This window comes from Pseudomonas sp. B37(2017) (genome assembly GCF_002112885.1).
Classification (GTDB): Bacteria; Pseudomonadota; Gammaproteobacteria; order Pseudomonadales; family Pseudomonadaceae; genus Aquipseudomonas; species Aquipseudomonas paraglycinae.
This window is the reverse complement of sequence record NZ_NEIX01000002.1, coordinates 41,310-62,062: the sequence shown is the minus strand read 5'-3', so window position 1 is coordinate 62,062 and position 20,753 is coordinate 41,310. Positions and strand designations below refer to the sequence as shown.

The following is a 20,753-nucleotide window of genomic DNA, read 5'->3' as shown; positions in this document are numbered from 1 at the left end:
AATATGCATGGATGCATATACAGTCAATGCGTAAATGCATTTATTTATGCACAAGAAATGCGCAGATGCATGAAAGCCCCGCCCTTCAAGGGTTGGCCGGTTTTCAAAAGGCAAAAAAAAACCCGCCGAGGCGGGTTTTGTCAGAAAGGAATTAGGTTATCGGGCGTACATGCCCCACCAGAAGACATGACCGAGGATGACGATCTGCTCTTCCTGCATATCCTGGAAGCTGTAGTCCTCGTCCGGGTGTTCATCGCGATTGAAGCTGCGCAGACGGATACCGGTAGGCAGGCGATAGAGCTGCTTCACCCGCAATTGACCGTTGTGGTTGATCGCATAAAGATCGCCATCAATGATGTCGCCGATCCCGCACTTGCCGGCATTGACGCCGACCGTGGCGCCGTCGCGCAGTACCGGCAACATGCTGTTGCCCCGTACCGTCACGCATTTGGCCTGATCGAACTGCACACCGTTATGGCGCAGGCTGCGCTTGCCGAAGCGCAGGCTGGAGCGTTCGCTCTCTTCGATGACGAATCTTCCTGATCCAGCAGCCAATTCAACCTCGCGAAGAAAGGGCACCGACACCTCATCGTCATCGACGGGGGTGTCGTCGTCCCACAGGCTTATGTCCTTGAGTTCGGAATGCAACTCGTCGCGTCCGACGTTGGCGGCGGGCGCAACATCTGCGCGCCCGCGCAACTGATCGGTGCTCACGGCAAAGTACTCGGCGATCTTCGAGATGTGCTTATCCGAAGGATCGACGATCTTCCCGCTGAGAATCCGCGAGAGCGTGGATTGAGGCACGCCGGTGCGACGGTGGAGCTCCGTGGGGGAGATCCCGTGCTGGTCGAGCAGTGCTCTTAAGACGGTAGATACGTTGCGTTTTTGCATAACGCGCATAGTGCTTGAAGTTTTTAGCGAAGACAAATGCTGATTTGCATAAATCGTGCATAGTCGACCTTTTTAAGCCAGATAGCCGTCACCCGGCCGCGATGCCTGCGTACCACAGACTGCCCATGGTAATCTTGCGCCCATCGCGGAAATGCCCGGCCACTGCCGCGCTTTTGCCCCACACCTTTGAACGAGTTGCCTGACAATCCGATGAATAAAGCCGTCTCCGACCTGTCCTCCCACACTCCGATGATGCAGCAGTACTGGCGCCTGAAGAATCAGCACCCGGACCAGCTGATGTTCTACCGCATGGGCGACTTCTACGAGATCTTCTACGAAGACGCGAAGAAGGCGGCCAAGTTGCTGGACATCACCCTGACCGCGCGCGGGCAATCGGCGGGTCAGGCGATTCCGATGTGCGGGATTCCGTATCACGCGGCGGAAGGCTACCTGGCGAAGCTGGTCAAGCTCGGCGAATCGGTGGTGATCTGCGAACAGGTTGGCGACCCGGCGACCAGTAAAGGCCCGGTGGAACGTCAGGTGGTGCGGATCATCACCCCGGGCACCGTCAGCGACGAGGCGTTGCTGGATGAGCGTCGCGACAACCTGATCGCGGCGGTGCTGGGCGACGAGCGTCTGTTCGGTCTGGCCGTGCTGGACATCACCAGCGGCAACTTTACCGTGCTGGAGATCAAGGGCTGGGAGAACCTGCTGGCGGAGCTGGAGCGGGTCAACCCGGTCGAGTTGCTGATCCCGGATGACTGGCCAAAAGACTTGCCGGCAGAAAAACGCCGTGGGGTACGTCGTCGTGCACCGTGGGATTTCGAGCGCGACTCGGCGCTGAAAAGTCTCTGTCAGCAATTCTCCACCCAGGACCTGAAAGGCTTCGGCTGCGAGACCTTGACCCTGGCCATCGGCGCCGCCGGTTGCCTGCTGGCGTATGCCAAGGAAACCCAGCGCACCGCCCTGCCCCATCTGCGCAGTCTGCGTCATGAGCGGCTGGACGACACCGTGGTGCTGGACGGCGCCAGCCGCCGTAACCTGGAACTCGATACCAACCTGGCCGGCGGCCGCGACAACACCCTGCAATCGGTGGTCGACCGTTGCCAGACCGCCATGGGCAGCCGATTGCTGACCCGCTGGCTCAACCGTCCGCTGCGCGACCTGACCGTGCTGCTGGCTCGCCAGACCTCGATCACTTGCTTGCTCGACCGCTATCGCTTTGAAAACCTGCAACCGCAGCTCAAGGAAATCGGCGACATCGAGCGGATCCTGGCGCGGATCGGCCTGCGCAATGCCCGCCCTCGCGACCTTGCCCGCCTGCGCGATGCGCTCGGTGCGCTGCCTGAACTGCAAGTGGCGATGACCGATCTGGAAGCACCGCATCTGCAACGTCTGGCGACCACCACCAGCACTTACCCGGAACTGGCGGCGCTGCTGGAAAAAGCCATCATCGACAATCCGCCGGCGGTGATCCGCGACGGCGGCGTGCTGAAAACCGGTTACGACAGCGAACTCGACGAGCTGCAATCGCTGAGCGAGAACGCCGGCCAGTTCCTGATCGATCTGGAAGCCCGGGAAAAGGCCCGCACCGGCCTCGCCAACCTGAAAGTCGGCTACAACCGCATTCACGGCTACTTCATCGAGTTGCCGAGCAAGCAGGCCGAGTCGGCGCCGGCAGATTACATCCGCCGCCAGACCCTCAAGGGTGCCGAGCGCTTCATCACGCCAGAGCTGAAAGAGTTCGAAGACAAGGCGCTGTCGGCCAAGAGCCGCGCTCTGGCTCGCGAGAAAATGCTCTACGAGGCGTTGCTGGAAGATCTGATCAGCCAGTTGCCGCCGTTGCAGGACACCGCTGGCGCGCTGGCCGAACTGGACGTGCTGAGCAACCTCGCCGAACGTGCGCTGAATCTCGACCTGAATTGCCCAACGTTCGTCAGCGAACCGTGCATGCGCATCTCCCAGGGTCGTCACCCGGTGGTCGAGCAAGTGCTGACCACGCCATTCGTGGCCAACGACCTGAGCCTGGACGACAACACCCGCATGCTGGTGATCACCGGCCCGAACATGGGCGGTAAATCCACCTATATGCGCCAGACTGCACTGATTGTGTTGCTGGCACACATCGGCAGCTTCGTGCCGGCGGCCAGTTGCGAACTGTCGCTGGTGGACCGGATCTTCACCCGGATCGGCTCCAGCGACGACCTCGCCGGCGGACGCTCGACCTTCATGGTGGAAATGAGCGAAACCGCGAACATCCTGCACAACGCCACCGAGCGCAGCCTGGTGCTGATGGACGAAGTCGGTCGCGGCACCAGCACCTTCGACGGTCTGTCCCTGGCGTGGGCAGCGGCGGAGCGTCTGGCGCAGCTGCGCGCCTATACTCTGTTTGCGACGCACTATTTCGAACTGACCGTTCTGCCGGAAGCCGAACCGCTGGTGGCCAACGTGCACCTCAACGCTACCGAGCACAACGAACGCATCGTGTTCCTGCACCATGTGTTGCCGGGGCCGGCGAGCCAGAGTTATGGCCTTGCGGTCGCACAGCTGGCCGGCGTGCCGAGCGAGGTGATCGTGCGCGCTCGTGAGCACCTGAGCCGCCTGGAAGATACCGCGCTGCCGCATGAGGCGCCGAAACCGGCCGCCAAGGGCAAACCGGCGACACCGCAGCAGAGCGACATGTTTGCCAGCCTCCCGCATCCGGTGCTGGATGAGTTGGCGAAACTGGATCTGGATGACGTGACACCGCGTCGTGCACTCGAAATGCTCTATGCACTAAAGAACCGGATCTAAGCACCGACGAACCGGATATAACGCAAACGGCTTCAAGCTGTTAGAATCTCGCGCGGTTTGGGATGCTGCTGGCTAATAGCCTGGCTGGCAGACATCGCTCCCGAACCTGGCGACCCCAACCGTGAAGGGGCAACGCTGCCGCCGCCTGAGGAGAAAATTAGAAATGACCTTCGTCGTCACCGACAACTGCATCAAGTGCAAGTACACCGACTGCGTAGAAGTCTGTCCGGTGGACTGCTTTTACGAAGGCCCGAACTTCCTGGTGATTCACCCGGATGAGTGCATCGACTGCGCCCTGTGCGAACCGGAATGCCCGGCCGTCGCCATTTTCTCCGAGGACGAAGTTCCGGAAGAGATGCAGGAGTTCATTCAATTGAACGTCGAGCTGGCCGAGATCTGGCCGAACATCACCGAGAAAAAAGAATCGCTGCCGGATGCTGAAGAGTGGGATGGCGTCAAAGGCAAGATCAAAGACCTCGAACGCTGATCTGTCCCGCGTTTGAAGAAAAGGCCCCTCGCGGGCCTTTTTGCTTTTCCGGGTTTTGCTTTTCTTCAGGCAAAAAAAGGGGCGGTTTGACCCGCCCACATTTTTTCCCTATTCCCTGTGTTCCTTTTCATCGTCCTGATGAATCGCTTCCTGCGATGTCCGTTCCCCTCTTCCTTGATGGGCGTGTCTATCCGTCGACACAACCCAGATACTAGAGATTTCCCCGCCGGGGGCAACCGGCCTCCAGCGCACGAACCTGTTGTCATAAGCCCTTCACATTAAAAAAAATAACCATATAAATCATTATCTTATGAATCAGAAATGTGCGTAATCGCCTTCAGCGGCAGTGTAAAAATAACGAACACTTACGATACAGTCAGCAAAGGCTTACAACGCAAACCTACAAGCTGGGAACGTATCCCGCTTTCAGTGCGCCAACAAAAAGCCCCGAACCAGTCGGGGCTTTCTGCATAGCGGTCATGCGGGTGGCTTATTGAAACAGCGACTCGCTCGACAGGCCGTTTTTCTCGAGAATTTCACGAAGGCGCTTGAGGCCTTCCACCTGGATCTGTCTCACCCGTTCCCGGGTCAGGCCGATCTCCAGGCCTACATCTTCCAGCGTACTGCTCTCATGGCCGCGCAGGCCGAAGCGGCGCACGACCACCTCGCGTTGCTTGTCGGTCAGTTCCGAGAGCCATTGATCGATGCTCTGCGAAAGGTCGTCATCCTGCAGCAGTTCGCACGGATCGGTCGGACGGTCATCCGTCAGGGTGTCCAGCAGGGTTTTATCCGAATCCGGACCCAGCGAGACGTCGACCGAAGAAACCCGCTCGTTCAGGCCCAGCATGCGCTTGACCTCGCCCACCGGTTTTTCCAGCAGGTTGGCGATTTCTTCGGGTGAAGGTTCGTGGTCGAGCTTTTGCGTCAGCTCCCGTGCAGCCCGCAGGTACACGTTGAGCTCCTTGACCACATGGATCGGCAACCGGATGGTCCGGGTCTGATTCATGATTGCGCGTTCGATGGTCTGACGGATCCACCAGGTCGCGTAGGTCGAGAAGCGGAAGCCCCGCTCGGGATCGAACTTTTCCACCGCGCGGATCAGTCCGAGGTTGCCCTCTTCGATCAGATCCAGCAGCGACAGCCCCCGATTGACGTAACGCCGGGCGATCTTGACGACCAGCCGCAGGTTACTTTCGATCATGCGCTTGCGCCCGGCAGGATCGCCACTTTGCGACAAGCGCGCAAAATGAACTTCTTCTTCCGGGGAGAGCAGTGGGGAAAAGCCGATTTCGTTGAGGTACAGCTGCGTGGCATCGAGTGCCCGAGTGTAATCGATGTACTTGTGTTGTTTAAGTGAAGCGGAGTGTTTGGATTTGGCACGAACGGAAGGTGGAGCAGCCCCTTCATCATTCGACATCGAATCCGAATCGATGCCGGTCTCCATCAGGAGAACCTCATCGTCGATGTCAAACTCCGGCACTTCTTTACTGAGAGCCATTGTTATAGTCCTTTGGTGAGTTCGACCCCAAGCTCAAGCGACGCCTTCATCCTTGGCAACGCTGGAGCCTGTCCCCTCTACGCGACGGAACAGGCTGGTCTGCAAATCAACGTCTTGGCAGGAACTGCAGCGGATCTACAGGTTTACCTTGTCGGCGAATCTCAAAATGCAGTTTCACCCGGTCTGTACCCGTTGACCCCATTTCGGCAATTGTCTGTCCGACCTTGACCTGCTGTCCCTCCCGTACCAACAGCCGACGGTTGTGTCCGTAAGCACTGACGTAGGTTTCGCTGTGTTTGATGATGACTAATTCGCCGTAGCCCCTTAAGCCACTCCCGGCGTATACCACCGTCCCATCAGACGCAGCTAAAACAGGCTGTCCCAAATCTCCGGCGATATCAATTCCTTTATTCAAACTACCGTTTGAAGAGAATTTACCAATCAGAATGCCATTAGATGGCCATCCCCAGCCGGTCGGGGCCGGGCCCGGTGGAGGCAGCGGAGCGGGTGTTTGCTTGTTGGCGACGGACGGTACAACCGTAGTGGAAGCCGCACCGGAACCCGTGGTTGTGGTCGTTGTCGTGCCATTTGCCTGGCGCCGGATAACCGTGGTTTTGCTGGACGAAGACGCTGAGGAACCGGAGTTGGTGACGACCGCCGTCGACGTTGAACCGGTGCGGCCATCGAAGCGAATCGTCTGACCCGGATGGATCGTGTATGGCGTAGGAATATTGTTCCGGGCGGCGAGGGCTTTGTAGTCCCAGCCGTAGCGAAAAGCGATGGAAAACAAAGTATCGCCCGGACGGACTACATACTGCCCGGTCGTCACGACCGGACGCTGGGCCACCGCATTGTTGCGATCGACGACCCGAACGTTGTTCGATTTTGTGCTGGAGCAACCGACCAGCAAGGTGCTCAAGACAAGGCCAGTCACCAGGCGCTGAAAGCTCGTGTTACCCATACGCTGCGCAATGACTGTGAGACTCACCCGCCGCTCCCTTTGTGGTGGCTGAAAAATGTGGAATGCCGATTCCGGCATGAAACTTCGCAAGTATAACGGGCGCAACCGGCTTTACCTTTATAGAAGCGCTATGGCTCGGCGCACACGTTTGCTTGTAGACGATCCATCCTGTTTAAACATTCGTTGCCGCTGTAAGACAGGCGCGCTCGACAGGAATTCAGCGGCCCCGAACAAATGCTCAGGCCAGCGGACCGTTGAGCAATGGCACGAAACGCACCGCCCCGAGAACGTGTCGGGAGAAGCCGTTTTCTTCGCGCACGATCAGCATCAATTGCTGCACTTCACCGGAGCCGACCGGAATCACCATCCGCCCGCCCGGTGCCAGTTGATCAAGCAGAGCCTGAGGCACATCGGTCGCCACCGCCGTGACGATGATGCCGTTATACGGCGCCAGCGCCGGCCAGCCTTCCCAGCCATCGCCCCAACGAAACACCACGTTGCGCAAGTTGAGCTCGACCAGGCGTTCCTTGGCCCGATCCTGCAGCACCTTGATGCGCTCCACCGAGAACACCCGCTCGACCAGTTGCGACAGCACCGCCGTCTGGTAACCGGAACCCGTGCCGATCTCCAGCACCTTATCCAGCGGCCCGGCCTCCAGCAGCAGCTCGCTCATGCGCGCCACCATATAAGGCTGGGAAATGGTCTGGTTGTTGCCGATCGGCAGCGCGGTGTCTTCATAGGCACGGTGCGCCAGCGCTTCATCGACGAACAGGTGTCGCGGGGTGCGGCGGATCACTTCCAGCACGCTGGCGTTGGAAACGCCCTCTTCGTACAGACGCTGGATCAGGCGCTCACGGGTTCGTTGGGACGTCATCCCGATGCCGCTGCGCAGCCTGTCGTCTTGTTCACGAGCCATCAGTTGAGCCCCTCCAGCCAGCCGTCGAGACTTCTGAAGGCATCATTGAAGGTGCGATCGAGCTGCAACGGAGTGATGGATACGTAACCTTGCATCACGGCATGGAAATCGGTGCCCGGCCCGCCGTCTTCCGCATCACCTGCCGCTGCGATCCAGTAACCGGCCTTGCCGCGCGGGTCCACGACTTTCATCGGTGCCGCCGCACGGGCGCGATGGCCGAGACGGGTCAGTTGAATGCCGCGAATGTGATCGATCGGCAGATTCGGAATGTTCACGTTCAACACCGTGCGCGGTGGCAGATCGAGCCCGGCGTGGGCCTCGACCAGTTTGCGCGCAAAGTAGGCAGCCGTGGGCAGGTTGTCGACCTGGCGCGAAACCAGCGAGAAGGCAAACGACGGGCGCTCGAGAAAGCGGCCCTCGAGGGCGGCTGCCACCGTTCCGGAATACAGCACGTCATCACCCAGGTTGGCGCCCAGGTTGATACCCGAAACCACCATGTCCGGCTCTCGTTCGAGCAACCCGTTGAGCCCCAGATGGACGCAATCGGTCGGTGTGCCATTGAGGCTGATAAAGCCGTTGGCCAGGTATTGCGGATGCAGCGGACGGTCGAGTGTCAGCGAGCTGCTGGCACCGCTCTTGTCCTGTTCCGGGGCGATAACCACGCACTCGGTGTAATCCGCCAGCGCAGCATAAAGCGCGGCAAGACCGGGCGCAGTCACCCCATCGTCGTTAGAAATCAGAATACGCATGGGCTGTCCGTCTGCCCCACCGGCACCAGATCAACGAGTTCGCGCACCAATACGGTGGCGAAGCATCCGGCCGGGAGGACGAATTCCAGTTGCAGAATGTCAGGCTCGGGATAATGCCACGTCAACCCGCCAATGGGCAGCCGCAGGATGCGACGTTCGTGGCTCATACCGGCATTAATCAACCAATCGCGCAGATCCGCCTCGCGTGCGGCAATTCCCTGCTCCAGATCATGGACAACCCCGGCCGCCGGCGAGTCACCTTCGCCCCACTGCGGGCCGGTCGGATGCAGGTCGAGAATCGCCAGGCGCGGGTCGCTGCACTCGGCCTCACCGGCCGGGAAAAAGCTGCGGCTGTCGGTAAACGCCAGCAGATCGCCGACCTGGGCACGCTGCCAGGTGCCATCGGCGACCCGCGCCGCGAGCACCTGATTGAACAGAAAACTGCGCGCGGTCGACAGCAGGCGTGAACGCACATTGCGTTGTTCCGGCAGTGCCTTGCGCGCGGCCCACGAACGGGCATCGACGACGTTGCCGCCGTCATGGCCAAAACGCTGGGCGCCGAAGTAATTCGGGATGCCTTGTTTGGCGATCAGTTGCAGACGCTCGTCGATGGCAGCCTTGTCGCCATTGAACTGGGTCAGGCGCAGGGTGAAACCGTTGGCCGAATGCGCACCGCGCTGCAGCTTGCGCTTGTGGCGGGTGGTCTTGAGGATTTTCAGCGTGTCGTTTTCCGCCGCCGACAGATCCGGATCGGCCTTGCCCGGGAGTTGCACGCTGAACCACTGACGGGTCAGCGCCTGACGATCCTTGAGCCCGGCATAGCTCACCGTACGCAGCGGCACACCGGCGGCCTTGGCGATACGGCGCGCGGCTTCTTCAGTATTCAGGCCGCGCTTTTCCACCCAGATCCACAGGTGCTCGCCGTCACCGCTGAACGGAATGTCGAGGACTTCATCGACCTGGAAATCTTCGGCGATGGCTTTCAGTACCGCGGTGCCGAGGGCGTCACCATAGGCCCGCGGGCCGAGCAGTTGCAGTTCGTTCATGCGCGCAGCAACAAGGCAACGGAATGCACGGCGATGCCTTCTTCGCGACCGACGAAGCCAAGCTTCTCGGTAGTGGTGGCTTTCACGTTCACTTGATCCAGTTCTACTTGCAGATCCGCGGCAATCAGCGCGCGCATCGATTCGATATGAGGGGCCATCTTCGGTGCCTGGGCAACGATGGTGTTGTCGACGTTGCCGACCTTCCAGCCTTTGGCGTGGATCAGACTGACCACGTGACGCAGCAGCACTCGGCTGTCAGCACCCTTGAATTGCGGGTCGGTGTCCGGGAAATGCTTGCCGATATCACCCAGCGCAGCGGCACCGAGCAAGGCGTCACTCAAGGCATGCAGCAGGACGTCACCGTCGGAGTGAGCGAGCAGCCCGAAGCCGTGTGCGATTCGCACGCCGCCCAGAGTAATGAAATCGCCTTCAGCGAAACGGTGCACATCATAGCCGTGGCCAATACGCATAAAAAAACGCCCCGAATTTTGTCAGGGCGTGATTCTACCTGCATTAACCCTTCAGAGCGCGCGCGTGATGCTGCAAGTGGTCGTCAATGAAGCTCGCGATGAAGAAATAGCTGTGGTCGTAGCCCGGTTGCAGGCGCAACGTGAGCGGATGACCCGCTTGTTTTGCCGCTTGTTGCAGGGCTTCCGGTTTGAGTTGGGTGGCGAGGAAATCGTCGCGATCACCCTGATCGACCAGCAGTGGCAGTTTCTCGTCCGCTTCGGCGATCAGTGCACAGGCATCCCACTCGCGCCACTTCGAACGGTCTTCGCCCAGATAGCGGGTGAATGCCTTCTGGCCCCACGGGCAGTCGATCGGATTGTTGATTGGCGAAAACGCCGAAACCGACTGGTAACGACCCGGATTGCGCAACGCACAGACCAGCGCACCGTGACCGCCCATGGAATGGCCGCTGATGCTGCGCTTGTCCGACGCCGGGAAATGCGCTTCAACCAGTGAAGGCAATTCCTGCACGACATAGTCATGCATCCGATAGTGCCGCGACCACGGTTCCTGCGTGGCATTCAGATAAAACCCGGCACCGAGGCCGAAATCCCAGGCGCCATCAGGATCGCCCGGGACATCCGGACCACGGGGGCTGGTGTCCGGCGCCACGATGATCAGGCCGAGCTCTGCCGCCATGCGCATCGCGCCGGCCTTCTGCATGAAGTTCTCGTCCGTGCAGGTCAGGCCCGACAGCCAGTACAGCACCGGCAACTTGCCGCCCTGCTCTGCCTGCGGCGGCAGATACACGGCAAACACCATGTCGCAACCCAGCACTTCGGAACGATGGCGATAGCGCTTGTGCCAACCGCCGAAACTTTTCTGACAGGAGATGTTTTCCAGACTCATGTAGGACTCCTACGCAGCCACGGCTGCACATCGGCAGCCGTGGCATCGCGATTGATCAGAAATGAATGACGGTGCGAATGCTCTTGCCTTCGTGCATCAGGTCGAAGGCTTTGTTGATGTCTTCCAGGCCCATGGTGTGAGTGATGAAAGTATCCAGCGGGATTTCGCCGCTTTGCGCCATGTCGACGTAGCTTGGCAATTCGGTACGGCCACGCACGCCACCGAACGCCGAACCACGCCAGACGCGGCCGGTGACCAACTGGAACGGACGGGTAGCGATTTCCTGGCCGGCACCGGCCACACCGATGATGACCGACTCGCCCCAGCCTTTATGGCAGCACTCGAGGGCTGCGCGCATCAGTTGCACGTTGCCGATGCATTCGAAGGAGAAATCGACGCCGCCATCGGTCATGTCGACGATCACTTCCTGGATCGGACGATCGAAGTCTTTCGGGTTCACGCAGTCGGTCGCACCCAGTTGCTTGGCGATTTCGAACTTGGCCGGGTTGATGTCGATGGCGATGATGCGCGAGGCCTTGGCTTTCACCGCGCCAATCACGGCAGACAGACCGATGCCGCCGAGACCGAAGATGGCCACGGTGTCACCTGGTTTGACCTTGGCGGTGTTGATCACTGCGCCGATACCGGTAGTCACGCCGCAACCGAGCAGGCAGACCTTTTCCAGCGGCGCATCCTTGGAGATCTTGGCCACGGAGATTTCCGGCAGCACGGTGTACTCGGAGAACGTCGAAGTACCCATGTAGTGGAAAATCGTTTGTCCCTTGTAGGAAAAGCGCGAAGTACCGTCCGGCATCAGGCCCTTGCCCTGAGTGGCGCGAATGGCCTGACACAGGTTGGTCTTGCCCGACTTACAGAATTTGCACTGGCCACATTCCGGGGTGTACAGCGGAATCACGTGGTCGCCGACGGCCACCGAGGTCACGCCTTCGCCGATCGCTTCGACGATGGCGCCGCCTTCATGGCCGAGGATCGACGGGAAGATACCTTCCGGGTCAGCGCCGGACAGGGTGTAAGCGTCAGTGTGGCAAACCCCGGAAGCCACCACGCGCAGCAACACTTCACCGGCCTTGGGCATGGCGACATCGACTTCTACGATTTCCAGCGGCTTCTTGGCCTCGAAGGCAACGGCGGCGCGCGACTTGATCATGCTGACTCTCCAGTGAATCCATTGAATAAAAACCAGACAGGGAGTGTAGTCCAGCGCTGCTTGATGAATAATCCGGACAAAAGCAAAACATTATTGCCATACAGGGATAATCCCGATGTCTGAAAACCGCTGGGAAGGTATCGACGAGTTCGTCGCCGTTGCCGAATGCAGCCAGTTCACTGCCGCTGCCGAACGCCTGGGCGTTTCTTCCTCGCACATCAGTCGACAAATCGTACGACTGGAAGAGCGTTTGCAAACGCGACTGCTGTATCGCAGCACCCGGCGCGTCACGCTTACCGAAGCCGGCCAGACCTTCCTGCAACATTGCCAGCGTCTGCAGGATGGTCGCGAAGAAGCGTTGCGCGCAGTCGGCGACCTGACCAGCGAACCCAAAGGCATGCTGCGCATGACCTGCGCCGTGGCGTATGGCGAACGCTTCATCGTGCCGCTGGTGACCCGGTTCATGGGGCATTACCCGCAACTGCGCATCGATATTGAACTGACTAACCGGCAACTCGATCTTGTGCATGAAGGCCTGGACCTGGCGATTCGTCTTGGGCGCCTTCAGGATTCCCGTTTGGTGGCGACTCGCCTGGCACCGCGGCGCATGTATCTGTGTGCATCGCCTTCCTACCTTGAACGGTACGGACGCCCACACAGTTTGTCGGAACTGGGACGACACAATTGCCTGATCGGCAGTTCGGACATCTGGCAGCTTGAACAAAACGGGCGGGAATTTTCCCAGCGGGTACAGGGAAACTGGCGCTGCAACAGTGGGCAAGCGGTGCTCGATGCGGCACTACAAGGTGTCGGCTTGTGTCAGTTGCCGGACTATTACGTGCTGGAGCATCTGCACAGCGGTGCGTTGATTTCTTTGCTGGAGGCGCATCAACCGCCGAATACGGCGGTGTGGGCGCTGTATCCGCAGCAACGGCACTTGTCGCCGAAGGTGCGCAAACTGGTGGATTTTCTCAAGGAAGGTTTGGCCGAACGGCCGGAGTACCGGATTTAACGACGATTGGTCCAGCGCTGACGCAACCATTCGAGGTCTTCGGGGCGGGTGACTTTCAGGTTATCCGCACGGCCTTCGATCAGGCGCGGCGCCATGCCGGCCCACTCCATCGCCGAGGCTTCATCGGTGATCACTGCATCCGCCACCAGACTGTCGGCCAAAGCCCGGTGCAGCGCACCGAGGCGGAACATCTGCGGCGTATAGGCTTGCCAGATCACACTGCGATCGACGGTTTCCACCACCCGACCGTGCTTGTCGACCCGTTTCAAGGTGTCCTTCGCTGGCACGGCCAACAGGCCGCCGACCGGATCGTTCGCCAGCTCAGCGAGCAATTTGTCGAGATCGTCACGGCTCAGATTGGGCCGTGCCGCATCGTGCACCAGCACCCAGTCCTCGTCGTCGGCACCTTGGGCATGCAGATGAAGCAAGGCGTTGAGCACCGAGCCGGAACGTTCGGCACCACCGTCAACACGCTGAATTCGCGGATCGCTGGCGCTGGCCAGGTTCGGCCAATAGGGATCATCGACGGCAAGACTGACCACCAGGCCCTTCAGGCTCGGGTGATCGAGGAAACAGCCGAGGCTGTGTTCGAGAATTGTGCGCCCGCCCAGTTGCAGGTATTGCTTGGGACGGTCCGCGGCCATACGGGCACCGACGCCCGCGGCAGGAATCACGGCCCAGAAGGCCGGCAGGGAATCGATCATTGGGCCAACTGGTAAAGGGTTTCGCCGTCCTTGACCATGCCCAGTTCGTGACGAGCCCGCTCTTCAACGGTCTCCATGCCTTTCTTCAACTCGCTGACCTCGGCGTCCATCACCCGGTTGCGCTCCAGCAGGGCTTCGTTCTCGGCGTGTTGATCAGCAATCTGCTGATTCAGTTCGGCGACTTGCGCCAGACTGCCATTGCCCACCCACAGGCGGTACTGCAGACCGGCCAGCAGCAAGAGCAAAACGAGAAACAACCAGTAAGGACTGCGCATCGAATATCAGGTATCCAGTGAAAAAAGACAGCCACGCCAAAACTTTGAAGCATCTGATAGCACGAAGCCTGGAATATCCAGGCTTGTGCATATAAGGCATCAGATTAGTGGCAAATCCATCGCTGTCACGACTTTTCCGACACAATCCGGTGTCTTTCTATCATTTACTGCTCAGCCGCGAAACTCGCTGCGACCGTTGTACTTGGCCTTGCCATTCAACTGCTCTTCGATACGCAGCAGTTGGTTGTACTTGGAAACGCGGTCGGAACGGCACAGCGAACCGGTCTTGATCTGGCCAGCCGAAGTACCCACAGCCAGGTCGGCAATGGTCGAATCTTCGGTTTCGCCCGAACGGTGCGAGATCACGGCGGTGTAACCGGCAGCCTTGGCCATCTGGATGGCTTCCAGGGTTTCAGTCAGGGTGCCGATCTGGTTGAACTTGATCAGGATCGAGTTGGCGATCTTTTTATCGATGCCTTCTTTCAGAATCTTGGTGTTGGTCACGAACAGGTCGTCGCCTACCAGTTGGGTCTTCTCGCCGATCTTGTCGGTGAGGATCTTCCAGCCAGCCCAGTCGGACTCGTCCAGACCGTCTTCGATCGAGATGATCGGGTAACGCTCGGTCAGACCTTTCAGGTAGTCGGCGAAACCTTCAGCGGTGAACACCTGGCCTTCGCCGGACAGGTTGTACTTGCCGTCTTCGAAGAACTCGCTGGCCGCGCAGTCCAGAGCCAGGGTCACGTCGGTGCCCAGCTTGTAACCGGCGTTGGCAACAGCTTCGGAGATCACTTTCAGTGCGTCTTCGTTGGAAGCCAGGTTCGGCGCGAAACCGCCTTCGTCACCAACAGCAGTGCTCAGGCCACGGGCCTTCAGCACAGCTTTCAGGTGATGGAAAATCTCGGTGCCCATGCGCAGACCTTCCGAGAAAGACTTGGCGCCAACCGGCTGAACCATGAATTCCTGGATGTCGACGTTGTTGTCGGCGTGTTCGCCACCGTTGATGATGTTCATCATCGGAACCGGCATCGAGTACACACCCGGGGTGCCGTTCAGGTTGGCGATATGAGCGTACAGCGGCAGGTCCTGATCCTGTGCAGCTGCCTTGGCCGCAGCCAGGGACACGGCGAGGATGGCGTTGGCGCCCAGGGTCGCTTTGTTTTCGGTACCGTCCAGCTTGATCATCGCGTGATCCAGCGCTTTCTGGTCGCTTGGGTCGGTGCCCAGCAGCAGATCGCGGATCGGACCGTTGATGTTGGCTACCGCCTTGAGCACGCCCTTGCCCAAGTAACGGCTCTTGTCGCCATCACGCAGCTCGAGCGCTTCACGCGAGCCAGTGGATGCACCGGACGGCGCGCAAGCGCTGCCGATGATGCCGTTGTCGAGAAGCACGTCCGCTTCCACGGTGGGATTGCCACGGGAGTCGAGAACTTCACGACCTTTGATGTCGACGATTTTTGCCATTGTTGTAAACACTCCAAAGTTGACGAAAACGACGCAGCTAGAGGAAATCTTTTTACCGTCGGCAAGTGGTGTGCAGCGGGCAGCTTGCAGACGACAACGCTCATACCCGAGGGCATGAGCGACAAATCGTGCGGTACTTTACCGGAGAATTGAGGTTTACGCGGTTTCTACCGTCGGAAAACTCTTCACCAGTTCGTCCAGGGCTTTGAGCTGGGCCAGGAATGGCTCCAGTTTGTCCAGACGCAAGGCGCAAGGGCCGTCGCATTTGGCGTTGTCCGGATCCGGGTGCGCTTCGAGGAACAGGCCCGCCAGCGACTGGCTCATGCCAGCCTTGGCCAGGTCGGTGACCTGGGCGCGGCGACCGCCGGCGGAGTCGGAACGACCGCCAGGCATTTGCAGCGAATGGGTCACGTCGAAGAATACCGGGTACTCGAACTGCTTCATGATGCCGAAGCCGAGCATGTCGACCACGAGGTTGTTGTAGCCGAAGCTCGAACCGCGCTCGCAGAGGATCAACTGATCGTTACCCGCTTCCACGCACTTGTTCAGGATGTGTTTCATTTCCTGAGGCGCGAGGAACTGGGCTTTCTTGATGTTGATCACAGCGTTGGTCTTGGCCATCGCGACGACCAGATCGGTCTGGCGCGACAGGAAGGCCGGCAGCTGGATGATGTCGCAGACCTCAGCGACGACCGCGGCCTGGTCAGGCTCGTGGACGTCGGTGATGATCGGCACGCCGAAGGCTTGTTTGATGTCCTGGAAGATGCGCATGCCCTCTTCCAGGCCAGGACCGCGATAGGAGGTCACAGAAGAACGGTTGGCCTTGTCGAAGCTGGCCTTGAAAACGTAAGGGATGCCGAGCTTTTCGGTGACCTTCACGTACTCTTCGCAAACCTGCATGGCCATGTCACGGCTTTCCAGCACGTTCATGCCGCCGAACAGCACCATGGGTTTGTCGTTGGCAATCTCGATGTCGCCGACGCGGATGATCTTCTGTGCCATCGGGGTTACGCCTTCTTCTGGTGTTGAGCCAATGCCGCTTTGACGAAGCCGCTGAACAGCGGATGGCCATCGCGTGGCGTCGAGGTGAACTCTGGGTGGAACTGGCAAGCGACGAACCATGGATGATCCGGGGCTTCGACCACTTCAACCAGCGCAGCATCGGAAGAGCGACCGGAGATTTTCAGGCCGGCTTCGATGATTTGCGGCAGCAGGTTGTTGTTCACTTCGTAACGGTGACGGTGACGCTCGACAATCACATCCTTGCCGTAGCAGTCGTGCACCTTGGAGCCGGCTTCGAGCAGGCATTCCTGAGCGCCGAGGCGCATGGTGCCGCCCAGATCAGACGCTTCGGTACGGGTTTCGACTGCACCGGTAGCGTCTTCCCACTCGGTGATCAGACCGACAACCGGATGGCCGCTGGCACGATCGAACTCGGTGGAGTTGGCGTCTTTCCAGCCCAGCACGTTACGGGCGAACTCGATGACCGCCACTTGCATGCCCAGGCAGATGCCCAGGTACGGAACCTTGTTTTCGCGAGCGTACTGAACGGCAGTGATCTTGCCTTCCACGCCACGCAGACCGAAGCCGCCCGGTACGAGGATCGCGTCGACACCTTCCAGCAGCGCAGTGCCCTGGTTCTCGATGTCTTCGGAATCGATGTAGCGCAGGTTGACTTTGGTACGGTTGGTGATGCCGGCGTGACTCATCGCTTCGATCAGCGACTTGTAGGCGTCCAGCAGCTCCATGTACTTGCCGACCATCGCGATGGTGACTTCGTGCTCCGGGTTCAGCTTGGCATCAACGACCTTTTCCCACTCGGACAGGTCGGCGCCATTGCATTGCAGGCCGAAACGCTCGACGACGAAATCGTCCAGACCCTGAGCGTGCAGCACGGCCGGGATCTTGTAGATGGTGTCGACGTCTTCCAGGGAGATCACCGCACGCTCTTCAACGTTGGTGAACAGCGCGATCTTGCGACGCGACGACACATCCACCGGATGGTCGGAGCGGCAGATCAGCACGTCTGGCTGCAGACCGATCGAACGCAGTTCCTTCACGGAGTGCTGGGTCGGCTTGGTCTTGGTCTCGCCCGCAGTGGCGATGTACGGAACCAGGGTCAGGTGCATCAGCATCGCGCGCTTGGAACCGACTTCCACACGCAGCTGGCGGATGGCTTCGAGGAACGGTTGCGACTCGATGTCGCCAACGGTACCGCCGATTTCCACCAGGGCCACGTCGGCATCGCCGGCACCCTTGATGATGCGACGCTTGATTTCGTCGGTGATGTGCGGAATCACCTGGATGGTTGCACCCAGGTAGTCACCACGGCGCTCTTTGCGCAGCACGTGCTCGTAGACACGGCCGGTGGTGAAGTTGTTGTTCTGGGTCATGGTCGTGCGGATGAACCGCTCGTAATGGCCCAGGTCCAGGTCGGTCTCGGCGCCGTCGTGGGTGACGAACACTTCACCGTGCTGGAACGGGCTCATGGTGCCCGGGTCGACGTTGATGTACGGATCCAGCTTCAGCATGGTGACCTTAAGCCCCCGCGCCTCCAGGATGGCCGCCAATGAAGCCGATGCAATGCCTTTCCCCAAAGAAGAAACAACACCGCCCGTGACGAATATGTAGCGCGTCATGAAAAACCCTAGAAGTCTGCGTTAAAGCGGTCCGAGCCGCCGGGGAAAGCGAAGGAAGGCCGAAGCCCCCGATCACCTGCATTAATCACAGTGCACCTTTCAAAAAAACCGCCGCGTTGGGACAGACCGGAAGTGAAAACACCGGTACGTTGCTCGCTACACATTTTTTGGAATCGCCCAGCAAAGACTGCTTGGTAATCGGCAACTCCTGCAATTCAGGCGAATCCACAGAAGTTGTATCAAGAAGGGAGCGTAGTCTACCGGAATGCCCCCTTCATCTCAAACCTTGATCTTCGTCCAAAGGCTGCCAATGCAATCGCCAGCCTTCCAGCGCATTGCCGTCGAGCCCCGGCAGGTTCGCCACGGCGAGCAATTCTTCACCGCGAAACAGCAGCGGCAATCTGCCACGCACGAAGCCCGGCACCGCGCGCTCATTGAGCAGGCGCTTGAGATCGCGATGGCCGCGATCCGCCAGATGCATCACCTCGCCGCCCTGCCGGTAGCGGATGTGCAGCGGCCCGGCGGGAGTCTGACCGCTGAACATGACACGTCCGTTATCGGGCAAGCGTAGCGCTGACGACAGGTCATGCCAGTCGCCGCTGACCACCGGTGCGCGTAACCATTGCCCGCTGAGCCACCACAAGCGACCGGCGCTTCGATGCAACTCGCCATCCGCCAGACGCCAGACAGGAGAGGCATCGTTGCCGGCATCACGCAGATCCGCCCAACCCGACCAATGGTCGGTATCCGGCAGTCGGGTCAAAGGTTCAAGCCAGTGACTGAGCGCGTTTCGCTGACGGGCATCAGATAAGCCCGCAATCGCCGCGAACTCCAGTGAGGGCAATCCCGACCACTCGAACTCGCCGGGCAAGTTCGCTGTAGTCAGATCGATTTGCGCCAGCTCATCGAGCAAGCCTTGCGCCTCACGCAAATGCGCCGCACTGCGAGCCATGCTGGCGTGCGCCTGCGGCCAGCGACCGGTCAGCAGCGGCATGACCTGATGGCGCAGATAGTTGCGTGAGAACTGCCGATCCTGATTCGACGGGTCCTCGACCGAACGCAGGCCATGGCTCTGCGCATAGGCTTCCAGCTCCGCACGCGTGACGTCGAGCAACGGCCGCACCAGACTGCCCTGCCCCAGTGCTCGCATAACCGGCATTCCAGACAATCCACGCACGCCGGCGCCACGCAGCAGACGAAACAACAGCGTTTCAGCCTGATCGTCACGGTGCTGACCGGTCAACAGCACATCATTGGACTGAGTCGCTGCACTGAACGCTGCATAACGCGCATCCCGCGCCGCCCGCTCGACACTCGCCCCCGGCTGCACCTGTACACGTACCACTTGCAACGGCACCGCCAGCTCATCGCAAATAGCCTGACAATGCGCCGGCCACGCGTCGGCCGCAGCTTGAAGGCCGTGATGAACATGGATGGCGCTTAGCGCCGGAATGGATCGGGTTTTGGCGAGACTGGCCAGAAGGTGCAGCAGAACGGTGGAATCGAGCCCACCGGAGAAGGCGATGCGCCAATGGGAAGCACCGAGCCAGGGCTTGAGATTGCGCAGAAGCCTGGAAGGCAAATCAATCGAGGGCTGACCCATTTTTCTACCTTTTCACAAACCAAATGTGGGAGCGGGCTTGCTCGCGAAAGCGGTGAAACAGCCAACACAGTCGTTGAATGTTACATCGCATTCGCGGGCAAGCCCGCTCCCACAGTGTTTTGCATCGTTGGCCGAAACGGCTCGACTTAGAGACCGTAGCTCATCAGACGATCGTAACGACGCTTGAGCAGCGCTTCGTTGTCGAACTTCTTCAACATCGCCAGTTGCGAGCTCAGCTCGGCGCGGATCGATGCAGCGGCAGCGGCCGGATCACGGTGGGCGCCGCCCAGAGGCTCGCCGATCACCTTGTCGACGATACCCAGGCCTTTCAGACGCTCGGCGGTGATGCCCATCGCTTCAGCAGCATCCGGCGCCTTCTCTGCGGTTTTCCACAGAATCGAAGCGCAACCTTCCGGCGAAATCACCGCGTAGGTGGAGTACTGCAGCATGTTCAGCTGGTCGCACACGCCAATCGCCAGTGCACCGCCGGAACCACCTTCACCAATCACGGTGGCGATGATCGGGGTTTTCAGGCGAGCCATGACGCGCAGGTTCCAGGCAATCGCCTCGCTCTGGTTGCGCTCTTCAGCGTCGATGCCAGGGTAGGCACCCGGGGTGTCGATGAAGGTCAGGATCGGCATCTTGAAGCGCTCGGCCATTTCCATCAGGCGGCAAGCCTTGCGGTAGCCTTCCGGACGCGGCATGCCGAAGTTGCGGCGTACCTTTTCACGCACTTCACGACCCTTCTGGTGACCGATCACCATCACTGGCTGGTCTTCCAGACGTGCCACGCCGCCCACAATGGCCGCGTCGTCGGAGAAGTGACGGTCACCGTGCAGTTCGTCGAACTCGGTGAAGATGTGGTCGATGTAGTCCAGGGTGTAAGGACGTTTCGGGTGACGCGCCAGACGTGCGATCTGCCAGCTGGTCAGCTTGCCGAAGATGTCTTCGGTCAGCGTCTTGCTCTTGTCCTGCAGGCGGGAGATCTCATCGCCGATATTCAGCGAATTGTCATTACCGACCAAGCGCAACTCTTCGATCTTGGCTTGCAGGTCGGCGATCGGCTGTTCGAAATCTAGAAAATTCGGGTTCATAGGCGTCCGTCTTGGGTCGTGTCCCAAATGAGCTTGGGCCGGCCGGTTGTCTATTCGCGCCCTACCTTAAGGGAGAGGCGCGCTGAGGTCGAGATTA

The 20,753-nt window shown here is 59.7% G+C and carries 19 protein-coding genes; 3 read left to right on the top strand and 16 right to left on the bottom strand.

Features of this window, described 5'->3' with window-relative positions:
- Positions 1 to 156: 156 nt before the first annotated feature.
- Positions 157 to 891: an XRE family transcriptional regulator gene (locus tag CAF90_RS06710; protein ID WP_085605233.1), complete on the bottom strand. Its 735-nt coding sequence runs from the start codon at positions 889 to 891 to the stop codon at positions 157 to 159.
- A 210-nt stretch (positions 892 to 1,101) separates the two neighbouring features.
- On the opposite strand from CAF90_RS06710, the gene mutS reads away from it, so the two are divergent.
- Positions 1,102 to 3,684, top strand: a complete 2,583-nt coding sequence (gene mutS / locus CAF90_RS06705; protein WP_085605231.1) for a DNA mismatch repair protein MutS — start codon at positions 1,102 to 1,104, stop codon at positions 3,682 to 3,684.
- A 163-nt stretch (positions 3,685 to 3,847) separates the two neighbouring features.
- Entirely contained in the window at positions 3,848 to 4,171 is a 324-nt protein-coding gene (gene fdxA / locus CAF90_RS06700; protein WP_007908827.1) for a ferredoxin FdxA, read from the top strand.
- Positions 4,172 to 4,661: 490 nt separating this feature from the next.
- On the opposite strand, the gene rpoS is transcribed toward fdxA, so the two are convergent.
- The 8 genes from rpoS to CAF90_RS06660 all read right to left on the bottom strand — a co-directional run bounded on the left by rpoS (position 4,662) and on the right by CAF90_RS06660 (position 11,868).
- A complete protein-coding gene (gene rpoS / locus CAF90_RS06695) occupies positions 4,662 to 5,669 on the bottom strand; it encodes an RNA polymerase sigma factor RpoS (RefSeq protein WP_007954831.1) in 1,008 nt (335 codons plus the stop codon).
- A 106-nt stretch (positions 5,670 to 5,775) separates the two neighbouring features.
- Positions 5,776 to 6,657 carry a peptidoglycan DD-metalloendopeptidase family protein gene (locus CAF90_RS06690; protein WP_085605229.1) on the bottom strand — a complete coding sequence of 294 codons (882 nt, stop codon included), beginning with the start codon at positions 6,655 to 6,657 and terminating at the stop codon, positions 5,776 to 5,778.
- 211 nt (positions 6,658 to 6,868) lie between these two features.
- Entirely contained in the window at positions 6,869 to 7,504 is a 636-nt protein-coding gene (locus tag CAF90_RS06685) for a protein-L-isoaspartate(D-aspartate) O-methyltransferase (RefSeq protein ID WP_170844894.1), read from the bottom strand.
- A gap of 41 nt (positions 7,505 to 7,545) precedes the next feature.
- Complete coding sequence (gene surE / locus CAF90_RS06680; protein ID WP_007954824.1) at positions 7,546 to 8,295, bottom strand: 5'/3'-nucleotidase SurE; 750 nt, start codon at positions 8,293 to 8,295, stop codon at positions 7,546 to 7,548.
- Positions 8,283 to 9,341: a tRNA pseudouridine(13) synthase TruD gene (gene truD, locus CAF90_RS06675; protein ID WP_011332702.1), complete on the bottom strand. Its 1,059-nt coding sequence runs from the start codon at positions 9,339 to 9,341 to the stop codon at positions 8,283 to 8,285. The genes surE and truD overlap by 13 nt, the downstream gene beginning before the upstream one ends.
- Positions 9,338 to 9,811, bottom strand: a complete 474-nt coding sequence (gene ispF / locus CAF90_RS06670) for a 2-C-methyl-D-erythritol 2,4-cyclodiphosphate synthase (protein WP_007954821.1) — start codon at positions 9,809 to 9,811, stop codon at positions 9,338 to 9,340. Before ispF ends, truD begins: the two co-directional genes overlap by 4 nt.
- A 43-nt stretch (positions 9,812 to 9,854) precedes the next feature.
- Complete coding sequence (fghA, locus tag CAF90_RS06665; protein WP_085605227.1) at positions 9,855 to 10,700, bottom strand: S-formylglutathione hydrolase; 846 nt, start codon at positions 10,698 to 10,700, stop codon at positions 9,855 to 9,857.
- Positions 10,701 to 10,755: 55 nt separating this feature from the next.
- Positions 10,756 to 11,868, bottom strand: coding sequence for an S-(hydroxymethyl)glutathione dehydrogenase/class III alcohol dehydrogenase (locus tag CAF90_RS06660; protein WP_007954819.1), 1,113 nt, complete (start codon positions 11,866 to 11,868; stop codon positions 10,756 to 10,758).
- Positions 11,869 to 11,983: 115 nt separating this feature from the next.
- Here CAF90_RS06660 and CAF90_RS06655 point away from each other — a divergent pair, with 115 nt between their 5' ends.
- Complete coding sequence (locus CAF90_RS06655; RefSeq protein ID WP_007954817.1) at positions 11,984 to 12,880, top strand: LysR substrate-binding domain-containing protein; 897 nt, start codon at positions 11,984 to 11,986, stop codon at positions 12,878 to 12,880.
- On the opposite strand, the gene ispD is transcribed toward CAF90_RS06655, so the two are convergent.
- The 7 genes from ispD to CAF90_RS06620 form a co-directional block, all read right to left on the bottom strand.
- Positions 12,877 to 13,584, bottom strand: a complete 708-nt coding sequence (ispD, locus tag CAF90_RS06650) for a 2-C-methyl-D-erythritol 4-phosphate cytidylyltransferase (protein ID WP_085605225.1) — start codon at positions 13,582 to 13,584, stop codon at positions 12,877 to 12,879. The genes CAF90_RS06655 and ispD overlap by 4 nt on opposite strands.
- The gene (gene ftsB / locus CAF90_RS06645) at positions 13,581 to 13,859 is read right to left on the bottom strand and encodes a cell division protein FtsB (protein WP_003222158.1); all 279 of its coding nucleotides are present in this window, start codon (positions 13,857 to 13,859) and stop codon (positions 13,581 to 13,583) included. The genes ispD and ftsB overlap by 4 nt, the downstream gene beginning before the upstream one ends.
- A 171-nt stretch (positions 13,860 to 14,030) precedes the next feature.
- Entirely contained in the window at positions 14,031 to 15,320 is a 1,290-nt protein-coding gene (eno, locus tag CAF90_RS06640; protein ID WP_007954808.1) for a phosphopyruvate hydratase, read from the bottom strand.
- 156 nt (positions 15,321 to 15,476) lie between these two features.
- Positions 15,477 to 16,322, bottom strand: a complete 846-nt coding sequence (gene kdsA, locus CAF90_RS06635) for a 3-deoxy-8-phosphooctulonate synthase (RefSeq protein WP_007954807.1) — start codon at positions 16,320 to 16,322, stop codon at positions 15,477 to 15,479.
- 5 nt (positions 16,323 to 16,327) lie between these two features.
- Positions 16,328 to 17,959: a CTP synthase gene (locus CAF90_RS06630; protein WP_007954805.1), complete on the bottom strand. Its 1,632-nt coding sequence runs from the start codon at positions 17,957 to 17,959 to the stop codon at positions 16,328 to 16,330.
- Between the two features lie 274 nt (positions 17,960 to 18,233).
- On the bottom strand, positions 18,234 to 19,562 hold the full coding sequence (gene tilS, locus CAF90_RS06625; RefSeq protein ID WP_085605223.1) for a tRNA lysidine(34) synthetase TilS: 1,329 nt from the start codon (positions 19,560 to 19,562) through the stop codon (positions 18,234 to 18,236).
- 146 nt (positions 19,563 to 19,708) lie between these two features.
- The gene (locus CAF90_RS06620) at positions 19,709 to 20,656 is read right to left on the bottom strand and encodes an acetyl-CoA carboxylase carboxyltransferase subunit alpha (RefSeq protein WP_007954801.1); all 948 of its coding nucleotides are present in this window, start codon (positions 20,654 to 20,656) and stop codon (positions 19,709 to 19,711) included.
- Between the last annotated feature and the right edge of the window lie 97 nt (positions 20,657 to 20,753).

What these genes read in the sequence shown, in the direction of transcription:
- kdsA (WP_007954807.1), bottom strand. Translation starts at nt 16,322, where the DNA reads ATGGCACAGAAGATCATCCGCGTCGGCGACATCGAGATTGCCAACGAC.
- ispD (WP_085605225.1), bottom strand. Translation starts at nt 13,584, where the DNA reads ATGATCGATTCCCTGCCGGCCTTCTGGGCCGTGATTCCTGCCGCGGGC.
- rpoS (WP_007954831.1), bottom strand. Translation starts at nt 5,669, where the DNA reads ATGGCTCTCAGTAAAGAAGTGCCGGAGTTTGACATCGACGATGAGGTT.
- tilS (WP_085605223.1), bottom strand. Translation starts at nt 19,562, where the DNA reads ATGGGTCAGCCCTCGATTGATTTGCCTTCCAGGCTTCTGCGCAATCTC.
- CAF90_RS06685 (WP_170844894.1), bottom strand. Translation starts at nt 7,504, where the DNA reads ATGACGTCCCAACGAACCCGTGAGCGCCTGATCCAGCGTCTGTACGAA.
- mutS (WP_085605231.1), top strand. Translation starts at nt 1,102, where the DNA reads ATGAATAAAGCCGTCTCCGACCTGTCCTCCCACACTCCGATGATGCAG.
- surE (WP_007954824.1), bottom strand. Translation starts at nt 8,295, where the DNA reads ATGCGTATTCTGATTTCTAACGACGATGGGGTGACTGCGCCCGGTCTT.
- CAF90_RS06710 (WP_085605233.1), bottom strand. Translation starts at nt 891, where the DNA reads ATGCAAAAACGCAACGTATCTACCGTCTTAAGAGCACTGCTCGACCAG.
- fghA (WP_085605227.1), bottom strand. Translation starts at nt 10,700, where the DNA reads ATGAGTCTGGAAAACATCTCCTGTCAGAAAAGTTTCGGCGGTTGGCAC.
- CAF90_RS06620 (WP_007954801.1), bottom strand. Translation starts at nt 20,656, where the DNA reads ATGAACCCGAATTTTCTAGATTTCGAACAGCCGATCGCCGACCTGCAA.
- fdxA (WP_007908827.1), top strand. Translation starts at nt 3,848, where the DNA reads ATGACCTTCGTCGTCACCGACAACTGCATCAAGTGCAAGTACACCGAC.
- ispF (WP_007954821.1), bottom strand. Translation starts at nt 9,811, where the DNA reads ATGCGTATTGGCCACGGCTATGATGTGCACCGTTTCGCTGAAGGCGAT.
- CAF90_RS06660 (WP_007954819.1), bottom strand. Translation starts at nt 11,868, where the DNA reads ATGATCAAGTCGCGCGCCGCCGTTGCCTTCGAGGCCAAGAAGCCGCTG.
- CAF90_RS06630 (WP_007954805.1), bottom strand. Translation starts at nt 17,959, where the DNA reads ATGACGCGCTACATATTCGTCACGGGCGGTGTTGTTTCTTCTTTGGGG.
- ftsB (WP_003222158.1), bottom strand. Translation starts at nt 13,859, where the DNA reads ATGCGCAGTCCTTACTGGTTGTTTCTCGTTTTGCTCTTGCTGCTGGCC.
- truD (WP_011332702.1), bottom strand. Translation starts at nt 9,341, where the DNA reads ATGAACGAACTGCAACTGCTCGGCCCGCGGGCCTATGGTGACGCCCTC.
- CAF90_RS06655 (WP_007954817.1), top strand. Translation starts at nt 11,984, where the DNA reads ATGTCTGAAAACCGCTGGGAAGGTATCGACGAGTTCGTCGCCGTTGCC.
- eno (WP_007954808.1), bottom strand. Translation starts at nt 15,320, where the DNA reads ATGGCAAAAATCGTCGACATCAAAGGTCGTGAAGTTCTCGACTCCCGT.